The organism is Streptomyces sp. NPDC040545, from assembly GCF_055595065.1.
Genome location: NZ_JBVIWA010000013.1, coordinates 220,854 through 238,290 on the forward strand (window position 1 = coordinate 220,854; position 17,437 = coordinate 238,290).

Below are 17,437 nucleotides of genomic sequence, written 5' to 3' on the forward strand. Positions count from 1 at the left end.
CGGTCGGCTGGGGGTCCCCCCGGACGGAGTCCGGGGGATGGTGAAAGGGCGGGGCGGGGAGAAGGCTCCGCGCAGCGGGACGTTCGCGGCCGTCGCCCGGGCTTCGGGACCGCTCAGGCCGAGCCGAGGGTCCGCAGGGCCCGGGAGGCGATCTCGCGGCCGATCGGGAGCGAAGCGGTGGCCGCGGGCGAGGGGGCGTTGAGGACATGGACCGTACGCGGGGCGTCGCGGATCAGGAAGTCGTCCACCAGGGTGCCGTCGCGCAGCACGGCCTGGGCGCGGACCCCGGCCGCGGCGGGCCGCAGGTCGGCGGCGGTGACGGCTGGCAGCAGGCGCCGTACCGCCCGGGTGAAGGCCTGCTTCGACAGCGAGCGGTGGATCTCGCCCGTCCCGTACCGCCAGTGGCGTGCGGCCATCCGCCAGGATCCCGGCCAGGCGAGCTCGTCCGCGAGGTCCCGGGGCCGCACCGTCGACCAGGCGTATCCCTCGCGGGCCAGCGCGGGCACGGCATTGGGGCCGACGTGGACGCCGCCGCCGATGCCCCGGGTCAGGTGCACCCCGAGGAAGGGGAAAGCCGGGTCGGGCACCGGGTACACCAGGCCCCGGACCAGGTCCGGCCGCGCCAGGTCGTAGTACTCGCCGCGGAAGGGGATGATCCGCATGCCCGGGTCGTCCCCGGCGAGACGGGCGATCCGGTCGCACTGGAGGCCCGCGCAGTTCACCAGCACCCGCGCCCTGACCACCAGGCCGGACGTCGTGCGGACCGCCACGGCCGAGGGGCGCCGCGAGATCAGGTCCACGGCGCCGCCGTAGACGATCTCCGCGCCGGAGGACTCCGCGAGCTGGGCGCTCACCCGGCCGTAGTCGACGATCCCGGTGCTGCCGACATGGATCGCCGCCAGCCCCCGCACCTCCGGCTCGTACTCCGTGATCTGCGCCGGGCCGAGCTCGCGCACCGGAATGCCGTTCTCCCGGCCGCGCTGGACCAGCGCGTGCAGCCGCGGCAGCTCCTCCCGCTCCGTGGCGACGATGAGCTTGCCCGTCACCTCGTGCGCGATCCCGTGCTCCGCGCAGAACTTGACCATCTCGGCGGCCCCGCTCACCGCGAAGCGCGCCTTCAGGGAACCCGGGCGGTAGTAGATCCCGCTGTGGATCACCCCGCTGTTGCGGCCCGTCTGGTGCCGGGCCGGCCCCGACTCCTTCTCCAGGACCACGACCCTGGTCCCCGGAGCCAGGCGCGACAATGCATGCGCCGTCGACAGGCCGACGATTCCGCCGCCGATCACCAGCACATCGCAGTCCACGCCGCCACCCACGCTGACACCTCCCACCCCTGCATACTGCACCCCGGCACCGACAACGCCGCCACGCGGCCCCCGGAAGACAGGTCCTACGCCGGCGCCACCAGCAGCGGCCGGGCCCGCTCCCGCAGCTCCGCCACACGCGGCTCGTCCCCGTACGGTTCCAGGCGGTGCAGCAGGTCCCGTACGTATTCGGTCGTCCGTGCCGAGGAGATCCTCCCCGCCACCTCAACCGCCCGGGTGCCCGCCGCGCACGCCGCGTCGAGATTGCCCGACTCCAGCTCGGCGACCGCGCTCACCACCAGCCGCAGCCCGTGCGACCGTACGTACTCCTCGGTGGGGCGCGACAGGGCCTGCTCGGTGAACCGCCTTACCTGTCGGGGCAATTTCAGATCCCGGTAGCATTCTGCAGCATCTGCCGCGAAACGGTCGTACGAGTAGAAACCCAGCCATGTCGGATCCGGATCGCCCTCCCGGGACCGCTCCAGCCAGCCCTCCGCGGCCCGCAGCGCCGCCCCGGCGGCCGTCGAATCGCCGGCCTTCGCATGCGCCCGCGCCTCGACCAGCCGGAAGAAGCTCATGGTGCGGGCGGTGGCCAGGCCGCGGTTGCGCTCGACGGCGGCCTGCGCGAGGTCCACCCCCTCGTCGGGGAAGTCCCGGTAGGTCGCCTGCAGGGACATCGAGGCCAGCACGTAGCCGCCGAGCGGTACGTCCGCGGCCGCGCGGGCGAGCCGCAGCGCCTGGATGTAGTAGCGCTGGGCCGCTTCCTGCTGGCCGGTGTCGAAGGCCATCCACCCGGCCAGCCGGGTCAGTTCGGCGGTCGCGCCGAACAGCGCGCGGCCCACCTCGTCGGTGTACGAGCCGAGCAGCAGCGGCGCCGCGTCCACCCGCAGGCACTCGGGCACCATCGACGAACGCCAGTCCCCGCCGCCGTACTTGGAGTCCCAGCGGCGCGCGTCCTCCGCGGCCTCGCGCAGCTTGGACACATCGCTGTGGCCCACGCGCTGGCCGTGGTCGCGCGGCGTTTCGGGGCTGGGCTGGGCGGGCACAACGGTGGACGGCGGGCCTGTCGCCGAGCCTGCCATCGGTCCTGCCAGACCTGTCATCGGGCCGGTCGTGCGGCCGTCCGGGGAGGACCGGGGACCTGATGCCGCCGTCGCCTCGCGCGCCGGCGCGTCGTGAGCCGAGGGGGGCGCTGATACGGGGCTCTGGACCATGGAGTGCCGCGCCGCGGGGTCGAGCGCCGCGGAGGTACCGGCCGGCGGGTCGTCGGCCGTCGCGTTGTCGGCCGTCGCGTTGTCGGCCGTCGCATTGTCGGGTGCCGCGCTGCCTGGTGCCGCGTGGTCCGGCGCCGCGCTGCCGCTGGTCTCGCTGCCGGTGGCCGGGGTTCCGGTCGCCGGGGCGCCGGCCGTGAGGTGCGGAGCCCGGCTGCCCGCCGGCTCCCGCGCCACCGAGCTGTCGGCGGGAGATATCAGCCAGCGCGAGGCCGGCGTCGCGTACGCCGCCACGGAGAACGAGCCCGCCAGCGACTGCCAGATCCCGCCGCCGCCGCGCCGCCCGGCGAGGTCGAGCCGGTAGAGGTCGGTGGCCGAGCGCACCGCCGCGCCCACGTCGCGCGGGAAGGCCAGCCCGACCTCGGGCGCGGGATCGGCGTCCGCCAGCCCGATCTCGTGCAGCGGCACCGGCCGCCCCAGCTTCGCGCCGATGGCCGCGGCGATCAGATGCGGGGCGGCGCCCTGGGGCACCATCCCCTTCGACACCCACCGGGCCACCGACGTCTTGTCGTACCGGAGCGTCAGGCCGCGCTGCGCGCCGAGGTCGTTGACCCGCCGGGCCAGCCCGGCGTTGCTGATGCCCGCGAGGGCGAGGACGGCGCCGAGCTTCTCATTGGGCTCGCGGAGCTCCCTGGACATGCGCCACCCCTCGTCACACGCGGAACGCAGACGCCGCCGGGGCATAGGCGCCCGGCATTTCGTAAACCCAGCGTAGTTCCCCGCCTCCCAAGCGTTAAGGCCCTTACTTCCGTATGGCGGGATTGTTGTCCGTTTGCACAGTCCGCCCCGGACCCGGCGCCGGGGCGCACGTGTCATCGCGTGCTCCGCCCGTGTGGCCGTGCGCCCGCCCGTGCGCTCTGGCCGGTCCCCGGACCCGGCGATTCGATGTGCGGTGCGTGGGTCGGCCCGCCGCCTGACCGGGCGGGTCGGGGGATGCCGCTGCCTCAATCCCCGCGGGTGGCGGAACGGTCCGGGGGGTGGAACGCGCCCCCCGGACCGCGCCCCCGCGGCCGGGCGCCGACCGCCCGTGACGGCCCTTCAGGCAGCCGAAGAATGGCTGAAAGCGACCTATGGGGCGGTGGGAACGGAACGCCAAATACCGAGTTGCCGGGGCGTGTTCGTTTGCGTGTGCGCCCCCTTTAACCACTCTCGCACGCCTGTCCCGTGGCAGCATGGACCCCGAGCCACCCGGGGTCCCGCGGCCGCGCCCTCAGCGCTGTCCGTGCTGCCTGTGCCCCGGTCATGTGCCCACGGGCTGGGGAGGCGGCGGTGCGCTGGTTGGTGGGTTGGAGCAGTATCGCCGCGAGCTTCGGCACGGCCGGAAGGGTCTCCGGCCAGGGCTCCGGCCATGCCTCCGGCCAGGGCGGATACGGCCAGGGCGGCTACGGCGACGGCGGTGCGCCCCTGCGCGGCGGCCTCGCGGACGCCGCCCATCCGGACGACCCGGGAGCGGACGCGGAACGCACCGTCCACCCCGTCGGCGCACAGCTGCTCTGGGGAGACCCAGACCCCCTGTGGGCCGTCGGCGACTGGCGCCCCGACGAGATCCGCACGCTCACCGCCGACCCGGCGGACCCCTTCACCAGGCTCGCCGTCCTCGGCTGCTGCGGCGCGACCGACGCCGAACTGCGCCGCGCCCTCTACGCCGCCCGCGGTGGCGCCCTGCGCCACCTCACCCAGTGGTCCGGCAGCTACACCGCCGTCGTCCAGGCCGGCCGCCGCATCACCGTCCTCGGCGACCTCGCGGGCGCCCGGCCCGTCTTCTACACCCCCTGGGCGAGCGGCACGGCCTACGCCACCGCCGCCCTCCCGCTCGCCGACCTCATCGAGGCCCAGCTCGACATCGGCCATCTCGCCGCCCTGCTGGCCTGCCCCGACAGTCCCGAGGCACTGGGCGACGGCACACCGTACGCCGGGGTCCGGCGCATCCCGCCCGGGCACGCGCTCATCCTGCGCGAGGGCTCCCGCGAGATCACCGGCTACGAGCAGGTCGCCTCGCTCGCCGTGGCCGCCCCCGAGGCCGATGCCGAGCGCGCGGTGGAGGGCGTACGGGAAGCGTTGGTGGACGCGGTGCGCGCCCGGCTCACGGCTCCGCGGCATGCTCCCGACACGCTGCCACCGTACGATCCCGGCCCCGTGCCCGGAATGGGCCCCGCCGACCGGCGCGCCGCCCGTGGCGCCCCGGCCCCCGGGGTGGGCGCCGACCTCTCCGGCGGCAGCGCCTCCGCGACGCTGGCGCTGCTGGCAGCCGGTCTGCCGGGGGCACCCGGCACCCTGCTGAGCCCCGCCGGGGCGCGGCTGCTGGCCGTCACCTTCAACGACCTGGCCACCCCGCAGGGGCGCGAGGCCGAACTGGAACGGGCCAGGGCCATCGCGGCCGACCCGCGCCTGCACCACGTCGTGGTGGCCGCCGCCGCGGAGGCCCTCCCGTACGCCGAACTCGACGGCCCGCTCACCGACGAACCCGGCCCCTCGCTGGTCTTCGCCGCCCGCGAGCGGCGCCGGCTGGCCGCCGGGTCCGCCGACCACTTCACCGGCCACGGCGCCCGCCAGGTCCTCGACGCCCACCCGGCCCGCATGGCCGACCTCCTGATGGACCGCCGGCGGCGGCACCTGCTGCGCCCGGTGGCGGCACTGGCCCGGTCGGCCTCCGCCTCCGGAGCCGCCGGGGAGTCCCTGCTGGTCCCGCTCACCGTGTACTCGGCGGCCCGAAGACTTGCCCGTACGACGTACCGCGCGGGCATGGAGGCCGCCGCGGCCCGGCTCCGCGAGGGCGGGGTCACCGAGAGATCCTCCGGTCCGGTGGACGCTTCCCTCGCCGCCCTGACCTGGTCCCGCCCGGGACCGGCGGCGGGCTGGCTCACGGGGGAGGCACTGGCGGAAGTATCGATCCGTCTGACGGTCGCGGCCGGCCGGCCGCCGCTGTCGCTGCGGCCGGGGGAGGCCCGCGCCCGTTCGCTGCTCGCCCGCCACGCCGCCGACCACCGGGTCTTCGAGCAGGCCGTAGAGGTCCGCAGCCAGCGGCTGCACGCCCCCTTCCTGGACAACCAGGTCGTACGGGCCGCCCGCGCCCTGCCCGAGTCCCTGCGGGTCCAGCCCGGGGCCCGGGCCGCGATCCTGCGCAGCGTCCTGTTCTCGGCGGGGGTGCGCGAGTTCCCGCCGGGCTGGGGCGCCACGGACCACGTGCCGAACGAGACGGCGACCCGGCTGGGGCTGCGCGCCGCGCTGAGCGGCCTGCTGGACCTCTTCGCGTCGCCGTTGCTCGCCGACGCCGGGCTGATCGAGGCCCGGGTCGTGCGGCAGGCCCTGCTCGACGCGGCGGACGGGCGGCCGGTCCCGCTGGACGGGCTGGCGGAACTGGTCTCGATGGAGCTGTGGCTCGGCCGTCTGCTGGCCCGGCGCGGCACCTGCTGGACGGGTACCTCCACGGCGCGGCGCCGGGCGGTGCCCGAGGGGGTCCCCGTGCACCGCCCGGCGCTGTCCTGACGGTCCTGTTCTCCGGTTCTCCGTTCTCCGGTTCTCCGGGGGACGCCGACGGCCCCGGCCCGGTGGTCCCGGCTCGGGGCACTGGCTCGGCGGCCCCGGCTCAGGCGGTGAGCACCAGGGCGGTCGCGATCGCCGGGCCGAAGGCCCCGCCCAGCTGGTAGCAGAGGGCGAACAGGCCGATGGCCGTGGGCCGCTGGGAATCGGGGGCGCTGGACGCGGCGTGCATCGACAGCACGGCGTTGCAGCCGGTCGCCGCGAATATCCCGCCCAGGGTGGCGAGCAGCAGCAGCGGACCCCAGCTCGCGAACGCCGCGATCGCCGCGGCCGACGCTCCGACCCCCACGAGCACCGCGCGGACGGCGGTCCGGCTCATCCGTGCCGACGCCGCGGCCAGCAGCCAGGAGAGGGCGGACCCGGTGAGCAGCGCCACGAGCTGACCGGTGCCCGCGGTGGAGGCGTCCCAGCCCGCCCGGTCGGCGAGCAGCCGGGGCACGGAGAACAGCAGGGTGAAGTACGAGCCCGAGAGCACGAGGGCGAGCAGCGCGGAGCCGAGGAAGAGGGGCTGCCGGATCAGCGCGGCCGGGACGAATCCGCCGGGGCGCCGGCGGACGTGGAGCGCGAGCAGGGTGGCGGCGATCGCCGAGGAGCCGAGGGCGGCAGCCGGCGCGTGGGGCAGCAGGACCAGGGCGGTGGCGAGTGCCGTCAGCAGTGCCGCGCCGCGGGCGTCGAACCTGTCCTGAGGCCGGGCCGCCGGGACGGCCGGAGCCGCATGGGCCGTCGCGTACCGGCTCACCACGGGTACCGCCAGGACCGCGATCACGGAGATGGAGAGCGAGAGCCGCCACGAGACGGCCTGTGAGAGCTGTGCGCCGAGGAGCGGGCCGGACGCGCCGAGGATGCCGAAGCCCGCGCTGATCACGCCCATCCGGCGGGCCGAGCCGGCCAGGCTCATGGCGACGGCCGCCAGACCGGCACCGCCGGCGGCCTGCGTGGCCCGTCCGGCGAGGGTGAGCGGCAGCCAGGGGGACGCGGCGACGAGGAGGGTGCCGCCGACGAGGAGGGCGCCGGCCAGGCGGAGCGCCGGCCGCAGGCCCCGGCGGCGCAGCAGTCCGGCCAGGAGCGGGGTGGCGACGGCCATGGCCCAGGCGTAGGAGGCGACGAGCCAGCCGGCGGTCGAGGCGCTCACCCCGAGGGAGCGGGCCATGTCCGGAAGGATCAGCACGGGGGCGTTCGCCCCGGCGGCCATGGGGGTGGCCATCAGCGCCAGCCACAAGGCGGGAACGGGGCCGACCCGGGGCGTGGTGCAAGTGGTGGTGCCCGCGGAGGCCTTGGCGGCCGCAGTGGCGGTGGCGGTGGTGGTCATGGGTGGCGCCCTCCGAACCATCTCAAGACTGAGAATCTCAACGTTGAGATAAAAACACGCAGTCCTCTCAACGTCAAGTGTCTCAACGTTGAGATATCCTGAGGGTGGTGCGATCGACACGAGCGAGGGAGGAACAGCGCATGAGCGACGCGGTGGACGCGATCGTCGGCCAGTGGGTGGCGGAGCGCCCGGATCTGGCCGCCGGCCTGTGGCCGGTGGAGGTGGTGGCCCGCATCCAGCGGATGACCCGGGTCATCGACAAGCAGCAGAAGGCCTTCGCGGCCGAGCACGACCTGGAGGTGGGCGAGCTCGACATCCTCTTCACCCTCTGCCGCTCCGGCCCCCCGTACGCGCTGACCGCCGGCGCCCTCATCCCGGCCGCCATGGTCACCTCCGGAGCGATCACCAACCGCATCGACCGCATGGAGGCCAAGGGCCTGGTCGAGCGGGTGAGGGACGGTCAGGACCGCCGCACGGTGCGGATCCGGCTGACCGAACGGAGCCTCGCGCTGACGCAGTCGATGATCACCGAGCACCTGCGCCGCTACGCGGAGCTGCTCGCCCCGCTGGACCCCGCCACCTGCGCCACGATCGCCGAGGCCCTGCGCACGCTCCTGGAGGACAACGGGGACACCTCGATCACCTGAGGCGTCCGGCCGGGCACCGCTGCCCCGACGGGCCAGGCAGAATTGCCCGGCCGGCCGGCCGCCCCGCCGAGGCCCTCTCCGCGTACGAGCGCACGCGCCGCGCCCTCGCCGACGGCCTCGGCACCGACCCGGTGCTCGGCCCGGACCGCTACCGCCGTGAGGAGGAGGCCGGCGCGGCCCTCACCCCGGCCGCCTTCGCCGTGACGCTGACCACGGCGTTCAGCGGCAGCTGAGCACGGCGTCGGCCCAGCTCGCCAGCGTCGGCAGGCTGCCCGGGCCGGCCTTCTCGACCACCAGCCGCAGCGACTTGCGCCCCGCGAGGGAGACCCGCACGGCCGCGGGCGGGTCCTCGCGCCCGAGGGCGGCCGACTGCCACACCCGCTCCCCGTCGGCGTACACGGAGAACCGCACGGAGCCGTCCGTGAACAGCGACATGCCGTCCACCCCCGCCTGCGCCGAGAAGCTCGTGCACCGCCGGTTGAGGGCGATCTCCACCGAGGACCGCGAGTTCACGGTGATGCCGTGTGCGAAGCGCCGGCCGCCCACCTCCAGACCGTGGCGCTGCCACACCCAGCCGCTGCGCCAGGTCTGCAGCTCCGGGCCGCTGTGGTCCCCGTAGACCGAGTGGGCGAGCCCGGCCAGCTGGAACCCCTGCGGCGGTTTCGGGGGCGGCGGCGGTGTCGGCTTCGGTGTCGGCGTGGGCGAGGCGTTCTCCCGGCTGGGTGAGGGCGACGGGGACGAGGAGGGCGCGGGCCCGGGCGCGGCGGAGGCCGTGGCCGAGGGCGTCGGTCCGGGCCGCGGAGCTACGGAGCCCTGCGCCGCCGGCGGCTCCTGCGCGGGCGGATCCGGCTCGGCCGAGGCCGAGGTGGAGGCGGGAGCCTTCGGTACGGAAGGCACCGACGGCGCCGAAGGCACCGCTGGCGCCGCCACACTGGGCGCGGGCTCGGCCCGGACCCGGGGCTCGGTGTCGTCCCCGGCCAGCGCGAACACCACCCCGGCGGCCGCGGCCACCGCGATCCCGGCGGCGATGGCGGCCTTGGCCGGCAGCCCGAGCCCTTCGGCGGCCACGGAACCCCCGGCCCCGCCACCCGCCCCGGCGGCCCCGCCACCGGCTCCGGCCGTGCCACCCGCGGCCCCGGCCCCGGCAGTCCCGGCCCCCGCGCTCGATCCGCCGGCGGCAGCCGCGGCGCCGCCCGCGGCGACGGCCCCGCCGGCCAGCACCCCGGCGGCCTTGCCCGCGTACCCGGCGGCGAACCACCCGATGACCGCGACCGGAAGCAGCGCCGGAATACCCGCGTTGACATCCTGGAGCTCCCCGGCGGCCAGCCGGCACTTGACGCACTCCTCCAGGTGCTTGCGCAGCCCCCGCTCCGCCCGCATCCGCAGCCCGCCCCGCGCGTAGGCGCCCAGCCGGTCCGCGTACCGCGCGCAGTCGCCGCCCTCGCTCAGCGCCGAGCTCACATGAGCCTGCAGATACGCCTGCTTGAGCCCTTCCCGGGCCCGACTGGCCAGCACGGCGGTCGCGTTGGCGCTCAGCCCGAACAGCGGCGCGATCGCACTCGGCGACGCCTCCTCGACGGTGGTGTGCCACAGCACGGCCTGCCACCGCTCGGGCAGACTGCGGAACGCCTGCACGGCCAGCGACCGCTCGGCCTCGTGCATCGCCCGGACGTCCGCGCCCAGTTCGAGCGTGTCGTCCCCGGAGAGCCCGGACAGGGCGGCCCCGCCCTCCGTACCCGTGGAAGCCTGCTCGGCGAAGACGGCGAAGTCCTCGACCAGTTGCTCACGCCTGGCGGTCTTCGCCCACGCCGCGGCGACCCTGCGCACGGTGGTCAGCAGGTAGGCCCGCACCGACTGGTCCGGCCCGGCCCCGCCCCGTACCGCCTGCAGGGTCCGTGCGAACACCTCGGCGGTCAGGTCGTCGGCGGTGTGCGCGTCCCGGCAGCACGACCGGGAGTAGCGGCGCACGGAATCGGCGTGCCGACGGAACAGTTCCTCGTACGCACCGTCGTCACCGCCCCGCATCCGGGCGATCAAGTCCCCGTCGGACGGCGGCAGCTCGCCGCCGGTGCCTCCGGGTCCGGAAGAGCCCGAGGAGCGTGCGTGCCGCCCGCCCGGGTCGCGCTGAGCCGGCACCTGTCGGGCGGGCAGACTGCCCGCCTCCACCTCGCTGCCGCCGCCACCGCGTGGCTCTTCCCGACCGTCAACGCTCATCGCGGAGGCTCCCGCACGACACACTCAACCGGTACACCGGGCAAGCGTGTCACACGGGGGACGGGCACCGAACCTCTCTTCGCGCCATCCACCCATCCGGGAACATTCCGGCGGATCGCCCTACCGGACCCGCACCGGTGCCGGTACCTGCACGGGCGCCCGTACCGGCACCGGCACCGGTGCCGGCCGAGGTCACACCGTCCGGGACCGCAGTCCTTCGAGCAGGATGTCGAGCAGCCGCGTCGAAGCCGCCGCCTGCTGGGCCGGGTCGGGCAGCGCGGGCGCCGCCGTCGCTATCACCAGCAGCACATCGGCCACCGTGACATCGGCGCGCAGCTCACCGGCCTCCCGCGCCCGGTGCACCAGCCGGCCGACGACCTCCAGCAGCGCACCCGCCCCCGAGTCGTCCGAGGGTTCGTTCTCGACGGAGCCGCGCGTGCCCACGACCCGCAGCTCGGGAGTGCCGGCGGCCGGCAGGGCCTGCCGCTGGTGCGGAACCCGTGCGGCCTCCGCCTCCTCGGCCTCGTCCTCGACGGCCGAGCCGACCCGCAGGACCTGCGGCGGCAGCAGCCGCCCGGCGCCCGAGGCCACGGAGGTGCGCAGGAAGCGCGACAGCGCCTGCCACGGCTCCTCCTCCTGGCCCAGCGCGGCCTTGGCCTGCTCGGTCAGTCGCGCGGTCTCCTCCTCGGCTATGCGCCGCACGAGGACGTCCTTGCTCGGGAAGCGCCGGTACACGGTGCCGACACCGACCCGGGCGCGGCGAGCCACGTCCTCCATCGGAGCCCCGTAGCCCAGCTCGCCGAAGACCTCACGGGCCGCCCGCAGAACGTGCTCGAGGTTGCGCTGGGCATCGACGCGCAGCGGCGTGGACCGGCCCACGCCGTGCGTGGTGCCGCCCGCGAGCGCGCGACCGTTGCTCTCGACCGAGAGCGCGGTCGCAGAACCATGGAAATCGGAAATGTTCATATGTATCCCCCGGTAATCATTTGTCTCCCCCCGGAGACACTCCCCGCCTTCACGCCGAGGGGGCCACGGTCTCGGGCCCGGTCCTACTCCTCGACGAGATACGAACATAGTTGAGCCAGAGTCAATTCAGAAGAGGCAGCCCCGGACGGAGCACCGCCCGATCGGAGCATTCACCCCCACTTTTCCGATCCGTGCCTCCGGAATCTCGTATTCCGAGTGTCCTGACCTGCAGATTTTCGCCACAAGCTGACGTCCTCTTGCACCCCGCCCCAGCACTCACTCCGGTCACACAATTTGTCGGGGCTGTGGACAAACTCCCGGCCACGATGCGTCATGGGATGGTGAAGGCTGCTAACTCACGGGGCACGGCCCCCGGTACCGCGCCCCGTACGCGCATCCTGATCGTCGGCGGCGGCTACGTCGGCATGTATACGGCGCTCCGCCTCCAGCGAAAGCTGAGAGCCGGCGAAGCCGAGGTCACGGTGGTCGCCACCGAGCCCTACATGACGTACCAGCCCTTCCTCCCCGAAGCGGCCGCGGGCGCGATCTCCCCCCGGCACGTCGTGGTCCCGCTGCGCCGCGTCCTCGGCAAGTGCCGCATCGTCATCGGCGAGGCCGAGCGCATCGACCACGCCAGACGGACCGTGACCGTCAGCACCCTCGCCACCGCCGACGAGGGCACCGGCCCCGTCGAGATGGAGTACGACGAACTCGTCCTCGCCCCGGGCTCCATCTCCCGCACCCTCCCCATCCCGGGACTCGCCGACTACGGCATCGGATTCAAAACGGTCGAAGAAGCCATCGGACTGCGCAACCACGTCATCGAACAGATGGACATCGCCTCCTCCACCCGCGATCCCGCCCTCCGCGACGCCGCCCTCACCTTCGTCTTCGTCGGCGGCGGCTTCGCGGGCGTCGAAGCCCTCGGCGAGCTGGAGGACATGGCCCGCTACGCGGCGCGGTATTACCACAACATCAAGCCCGAGGACATGAAATGGGTGCTCGTCGAAGCAAGTGACCGGATCCTCCCCGAGGTCGGCCCCGAGATGGGCGTCTACACGGTCCGCGAACTGCGCCGCCGCAACATCGACGTACGCCTGGAGACCCGGCTCGAATCCTGCGAGAACCGCGTTGCCGTCCTCAGCGACGGCGCCCACTTCCCCACCCGCACCGTCGTGTGGACCGCCGGCGTCAAACCGCACCCCATCCTGGCCGCCTCCGACCTCCCCAAGAACGAACACGGCCGCCTGGCCTGCACCTCCTTCCTCACCGTCGAAGGAGTCGAGCACGCCTGGGCCGCGGGCGACGCCGCCGCCGTCCCCGACATCACCGCCGGCGAGAAGGGCCGCGACTGCGCCCCCAACGCCCAGCACGCCGTCCGCCAGGCCAAGGTCCTCGCCGACAACCTCCTCGCCGCCCTGCGCGGCGAGGTCCTGACCGAGTACGCCCACAAGTACGCGGGCTCGGTGGCCTCGCTCGGCCTGCACCGCGGCGTCGCCCACATCTACGGCCGCAAGCTCAAGGCCTACCCGGCCTGGTTCATGCACCGCGCCTACCACCTCAGCCGCGTTCCGAGCTTCAACCGCAAAATGCGCGTCCTTGCCGAATGGACCCTCTCAGGCCTCTTCAAGCGTGAGATCGTCTCCCTGGGTTCCCTCGAACACCCCAGGGCAGAATTCGAACTGGCCGCAGGCGGCGGCCCCAAGCCCCCTCCACCGCCCCCCGCCCCCAACCCCCCGCAGAACGGCCAGGGCTGACGTTGTCAGTGCGGTCGGCCACACTGGACGTGTGACCATAGGTGCGCTCACCCCTGCACAGAGTGACATCGTCCAGTCAGCGACCGCCCACGAGCGACACAGCGACCACTCGCGACACCACGAGGCTTGAACGCAGTGAACTTCACGCGCTGGAGCGCCCGGTTTCCCGGAACGCAGCGCCGCGCCGCCGCCCGGTCCGAACACGCCGCCGCCCAGGCCAAGCGAGGTGAAGGCGCGGTCCCGGCAGCCCGCGGCGGCCGCGCCGACCCCGGAGCCGAGCGGTCCACGCCCGCCGACGGCCGGCCCGCCGACCCCACGGTCTCCGGGACCGGAAGCAGCGGCGGTGGCAGCGGCGGCGGCACCGGTACGTCCCCGTCCCCGGCCGCGTCCCCGCCCCGGCGGACGGGCGTCCTCACCGCCGTGCCCTCCCTCGACGAGCTCTCCGTACGCGAGGTCCTCAGCCGGCTTCCGGCCCTGGTCGCCCTCGTCCACGGCCCCGAGCACCGCGTCGCCTACGTCAACGACGCCTACACCACCGGCTTTGGCGCCCGTACCCCCGGCGCCCCGGCCCACGAGGCCCTCCCCGAACTCGGCGAGCTCGGCCTCCTCCCGCTCCTCGACCAGGTCCAGCGCAGCGGCAAGTCCCGTACGGCCAAGAACCGCACCGCACCGGGCGGCGGCAGCTCGTACACCGTCACCTGCACCCCCGTCGAGTTCCCCAAGTCCGACACCGACGGCGAGCCCGACCCCCACCACACCGGCGTCCTGATCCACCTCGCCGACGTCACCGACCACGCCGAAGCCGTCGAGCGCCTCCGCGCCAGCGAGCGCCGCCAGCGCGAGGCCGCCGTCACCCTCCAGCGCTCCCTCCTCCCCCAGGAGCTGGAACAGCCCGACGACCTGCGCATCGCCGCCACCTACCAGCCCGGCGGCACCGAGGCGGCCGTCGGCGGCGACTGGTACGACGTCATCACCCTCGGCGCCGGCCGCACCGCCCTCGTCATCGGCGACGTCATGGGCCGCGGCGTGCGCGCCGCCGCCGTCATGGGCCAGCTGCGCACGGCCGTCCGCGCGTACGCCCGCCTCGACCTGCCCCCGCACGAGGTGCTCCAGCTCCTCGACGGCCTCGCCGCCGAGATCGACGCCAGCCAGATCGCCACCTGCGTCTACGCCGTCCACGACCCCAACGAGGGCCTGCTCGCGTACGCCTCCGCCGGCCACCTCCCGATCCTGGTCCGCGACGAGGACGGCACCGTACGCAGAGCCGCCGACCCCACCGGCCCACCGCTCGGCACCGGCGGCTGGCTGCACACCTCGGGCACCATCGCCCTCGGCCCCGGCTCCACCGCCGTCCTCTACACCGACGGCCTGGTCGAACGCCGAGGCGAGGACATCGACGAGGGCGTCGCCGCCCTCGAACGCGCCCTCTCCGGCGCCCAGGGCACCCCGGCCGTCATCTGCGACCGCCTGATGCGCGCCCTCGGTGTGGACGCCGACCACGACGACGACGTCGCGGTGATGGTCCTCCAGCAGCCGGCCCGCACCGGATCGGACGCCGAGCTCTTCCACAACGCAGCCCTGGAACTCCTCGGCGGCATCGAGGCGGCCCCGCGCGCCCGGGCCTTCGCCCAGGGCGTCCTCGCCTCCTGGCGGTTCCCCGTCGAGCTCTGCGACCTCGGCGTCCTGGCCGCCAGCGAGCTCGTCGCGAACTCCCTCCAGCACGGCACCCCGCCCATGCGCCTACGGCTGCGCCGCACCGACCGCCGGCTGATCATCGAGGTCACCGACGGGGACGACCACCTGCCGCGCCGCCGACGCGCCGAACCGGCCGACGAGACCGGCCGCGGCATCTCGATCATCGCGACCATCGCCTCCTCCTGGGGCTCCCGCCGCACCCCGGGCGGCGGCAAGGCCGTCTGGTGCGAGTTCGCCCTGCCGGACAAGTAGCCGGACAGCGGGAAGCAGGAAGGCCCCGATCCACCCGGACCGGGGCCTTCCTGCTTCCCGCACATATATACGTACGGCCATACGTCCCTAGGCGGGCACGCGCTCCACGACGCCGTCCTTGGCGGCGACCTCGGCCACCTCGGCGACCTCGGCGGCGGGGCCACCCTGCGCCACGACCCGGCTCGCCACCCACGGGTTGTCCTGCACCGGGCTCAGCCGCCTGCCGAGCCGCAGCGCGAGAGCGGCGATCCCGAGCGACACGAGCACGAAGACCCCGATGTAGAGCATCGGAACCCCGGCACCGAGCGGCACCCCGAGCGGCCCCAGCGCCAGCGCCATCTGCTTGACCAGCGCGAAGGCCGAGTTGTACTGACCCACCGAGCCCTCGGGAGCCAGGTCCGCGACCAGCGGCGCCAGGGTCGGCGACAGCATGGCCTCGCCGATGCCGAAGAGCGCGTACGTGCTGACGAACGCGGCGGCGGCCATCATGGCGCTGCCGTGCCCCAGACCCGAGAATCCGGCGATGAGCCACGCCACGGTCCAGATCAGCCCGACGAGCGCGATCACCCGGGAGCGGCGGCGCTTCTCGACCAGCTTGAGCACGACGAACTGCGCGACGACGATCGCGCCGGTGTTGGCCGCGAGCGCGAAGCCGAGGGTGGAGGGGGAGATCCCGGCGGCCTCGGTACCGAAGGCGGCCAGGCCCGACTCGAACTGTCCGTAGCAGGCGAAGAACACCACGAAGCCCAGCACGCACAGCTGCACCATGGCCTTGTGCCGGAGCAGCCGCTTCCAGCCGCTGCCCGCCTGCGCCGGGTCCTTGGGCCGGGCGTCCTTGAACCCCTGCACCTGCGGCAGACGCACGGTGGCGATCACGCCGGCCAGCACCAGGAACATCACGGCCTCGATGCCGAACAGCAGGGTGAAGCTGCCGGGCCGGCTCTCGTCGACGATCTGGCCGCCGATGAGACCGCCGATGCCCAGACCCAGGTTCTGCATGAAGAACTGCAGGGCGAAGGCACGGGTGCGGGTGGACGGCGTGGAGCACCACACGATCATCGTGGCCAGCGCGGGCTGCATCACGGCCTGCCCGGCGCCGAGCGCCAGGGCGGACAGGAGGATCCCCGCGATGCCGGTGGAGAGCCCGAGGGACAGCGCACCGACCGAGGCGGTGACGGCCGCCCCGATGACCACGGGCACCGGACCACGTCGGTCGATGACCCGACCGGTGAAGGGCAGCGCGACGAGGGCGCCAAGGGCGAAGGCCACGAACGCGCACGTGGCGGCCATGGAACCCAGATCTCGCACCTGCGCCACATAGATGTAGAGGAACGGAACCGTGAAGCCGATGCCGAACGCGGTCAGCGCGTTCCCGGCCTGGATCCGCCGCATCGCAGCGCCCATCACCTTGGTCACTTCTCACCTGCCTTTGAGACCTGAAGCCTGAAGACTTCATACCTAAACTTCAAGCCTTAACAGTACACATCGAAGGAGTTAGACGCCAACGAGCTCATGCGATACTTCGACCCATGGGTGACACCCCCGACGGCACTGCGCCCGTCCACGAGCCGAGCCTCGACGAACAGATCGCCGTTTATCAGCGCGAGTTCCAGGACCTGGACCCCCAGGTCGAGAAGGTCGTCTCGGCGCTGAGCCGTCTGAACCGCCGCATGAACGTCGCGTACGGGCGCCAGACGGCGGCCCTGGGCATCAGCAACGCGGAGTGGGAGGTCCTCAAGGCCCTCGTCATCTCCGGCGCCCCCTACCGGATGGGCCCGAGCGAACTGGCGAAGCAGCTGGGCCTCACGCCGGCGGCGATGACCCACCGGATCGACCGCATGACCGCGGAGGGCCTGGTCACCCGCGAGCGGGACGAGTCCAACCGGGTCCGAGTGATCGTGGAGCTCACCGACGAGGGCCGCAGCAAGTGGCTGGACGCGATGCGCGCGGCCACGGTCTTCGAGGAGGACCTCCTCCAGGACCTCTCCACCGCGGAGCGCGGGGTGCTCGGCGACATGCTCGCGCGCCTGCTGGAGCGCGTGGAAGACCTCCAGTCACCCAGCTGACCGCCGGGGTTGACACGAGCCCGGCAGGTCCGTAAGGTTCTTCGAGTTGTCCCAGAGCCGGAAGGCTTTGGCGACAACGAATCCCGCCGCCTCGTTGCGGCACCCAACTCAGCACGATCTCCCACTGGGAACGAATTCGGCATGCCCGAATTTCTTTCCGAAGGCCGATTATGAATCGCCAGGGAAATCCACTAGAGTTCAGGAGTCGGAAGGGCCCAACAGCCCGGAAGGCAAACCCCGCTGACTGGGGGTCAGGCCCGAAAGAGTCTGATAGAGTCGGAAACGCAAGAACAGAACGAAAGCCCGGAGGAAAACCCGCGAGGGTGAGTACAAAGGAAGCGTCCGTTCCTTGAGAACTCAACAGCGTGCCAAAAATCAACGCCAGAAGTTGATACCCCGTCCACTTCGGTGGATGA

Annotated in this window: 11 protein-coding genes; 5 read left to right on the forward strand and 6 right to left on the reverse strand. The window is 73.7% G+C overall.

The genetic code is table 11. The annotated features are described in order from the left end of the window. Positions 1–113: 113 nt before the first annotated feature. Both lhgO and ACZ573_RS24580 read right to left on the reverse strand, forming a co-directional pair. Positions 114–1,346, reverse strand: coding sequence for an L-2-hydroxyglutarate oxidase (lhgO, locus tag ACZ573_RS24575; RefSeq protein ID WP_471307466.1), 1,233 nt, complete (start codon positions 1,344–1,346; stop codon positions 114–116). 44 nt (positions 1,347–1,390) lie between these two features. Beyond that, positions 1,391–3,214 carry a sporulation protein gene (locus ACZ573_RS24580; protein WP_471307468.1) on the reverse strand — a complete coding sequence of 608 codons (1,824 nt, stop codon included), beginning with the start codon at positions 3,212–3,214 and terminating at the stop codon, positions 1,391–1,393. A gap of 630 nt (positions 3,215–3,844) precedes the next feature. On the opposite strand from ACZ573_RS24580, the gene ACZ573_RS24585 reads away from it, so the two are divergent. Further along, positions 3,845–6,061: an asparagine synthase-related protein gene (locus tag ACZ573_RS24585; RefSeq protein ID WP_471307470.1), complete on the forward strand. Its 2,217-nt coding sequence runs from the start codon at positions 3,845–3,847 to the stop codon at positions 6,059–6,061. Positions 6,062–6,161: 100 nt separating this feature from the next. On the opposite strand, the gene ACZ573_RS24590 is transcribed toward ACZ573_RS24585, so the two are convergent. Then, positions 6,162–7,424 carry an MFS transporter gene (locus ACZ573_RS24590; RefSeq protein WP_471307472.1) on the reverse strand — a complete coding sequence of 421 codons (1,263 nt, stop codon included), beginning with the start codon at positions 7,422–7,424 and terminating at the stop codon, positions 6,162–6,164. Between the two features lie 140 nt (positions 7,425–7,564). Between ACZ573_RS24590 and ACZ573_RS24595 the strand changes: the two genes are divergently transcribed. Then, on the forward strand, positions 7,565–8,071 hold the full coding sequence (locus ACZ573_RS24595; protein ID WP_471307474.1) for a MarR family winged helix-turn-helix transcriptional regulator: 507 nt from the start codon (positions 7,565–7,567) through the stop codon (positions 8,069–8,071). 219 nt (positions 8,072–8,290) lie between these two features. Here the strand turns inward: ACZ573_RS24595 and ACZ573_RS24600 are convergent, their stop codons facing one another. Together ACZ573_RS24600 and ACZ573_RS24605 are read right to left on the reverse strand one after the other, a co-directional pair. Continuing rightward, positions 8,291–10,285: a sigma-70 family RNA polymerase sigma factor gene (locus tag ACZ573_RS24600; RefSeq protein ID WP_471307476.1), complete on the reverse strand. Its 1,995-nt coding sequence runs from the start codon at positions 10,283–10,285 to the stop codon at positions 8,291–8,293. A gap of 192 nt (positions 10,286–10,477) precedes the next feature. After that, entirely contained in the window at positions 10,478–11,251 is a 774-nt protein-coding gene (locus ACZ573_RS24605; protein WP_471307477.1) for a TetR/AcrR family transcriptional regulator, read from the reverse strand. Positions 11,252–11,589: 338 nt separating this feature from the next. Between ACZ573_RS24605 and ACZ573_RS24610 the strand changes: the two genes are divergently transcribed. Together ACZ573_RS24610 and ACZ573_RS24615 are read left to right on the forward strand one after the other, a co-directional pair. Then, positions 11,590–13,008, forward strand: coding sequence for an NAD(P)/FAD-dependent oxidoreductase (locus tag ACZ573_RS24610; RefSeq protein ID WP_471307479.1), 1,419 nt, complete (start codon positions 11,590–11,592; stop codon positions 13,006–13,008). A gap of 135 nt (positions 13,009–13,143) precedes the next feature. Continuing rightward, positions 13,144–14,955, forward strand: coding sequence for an ATP-binding SpoIIE family protein phosphatase (locus tag ACZ573_RS24615; RefSeq protein ID WP_471307506.1), 1,812 nt, complete (start codon positions 13,144–13,146; stop codon positions 14,953–14,955). Positions 14,956–15,042: 87 nt separating this feature from the next. On the opposite strand, the gene ACZ573_RS24620 is transcribed toward ACZ573_RS24615, so the two are convergent. Next, entirely contained in the window at positions 15,043–16,359 is a 1,317-nt protein-coding gene (locus ACZ573_RS24620) for an MFS transporter (RefSeq protein ID WP_471307509.1), read from the reverse strand. Positions 16,360–16,484: 125 nt separating this feature from the next. Here ACZ573_RS24620 and ACZ573_RS24625 point away from each other — a divergent pair, with 125 nt between their 5' ends. Then, positions 16,485–17,021: a MarR family winged helix-turn-helix transcriptional regulator gene (locus ACZ573_RS24625; protein ID WP_189972381.1), complete on the forward strand. Its 537-nt coding sequence runs from the start codon at positions 16,485–16,487 to the stop codon at positions 17,019–17,021. The last annotated feature ends 416 nt before the right edge of the window (positions 17,022–17,437 follow it).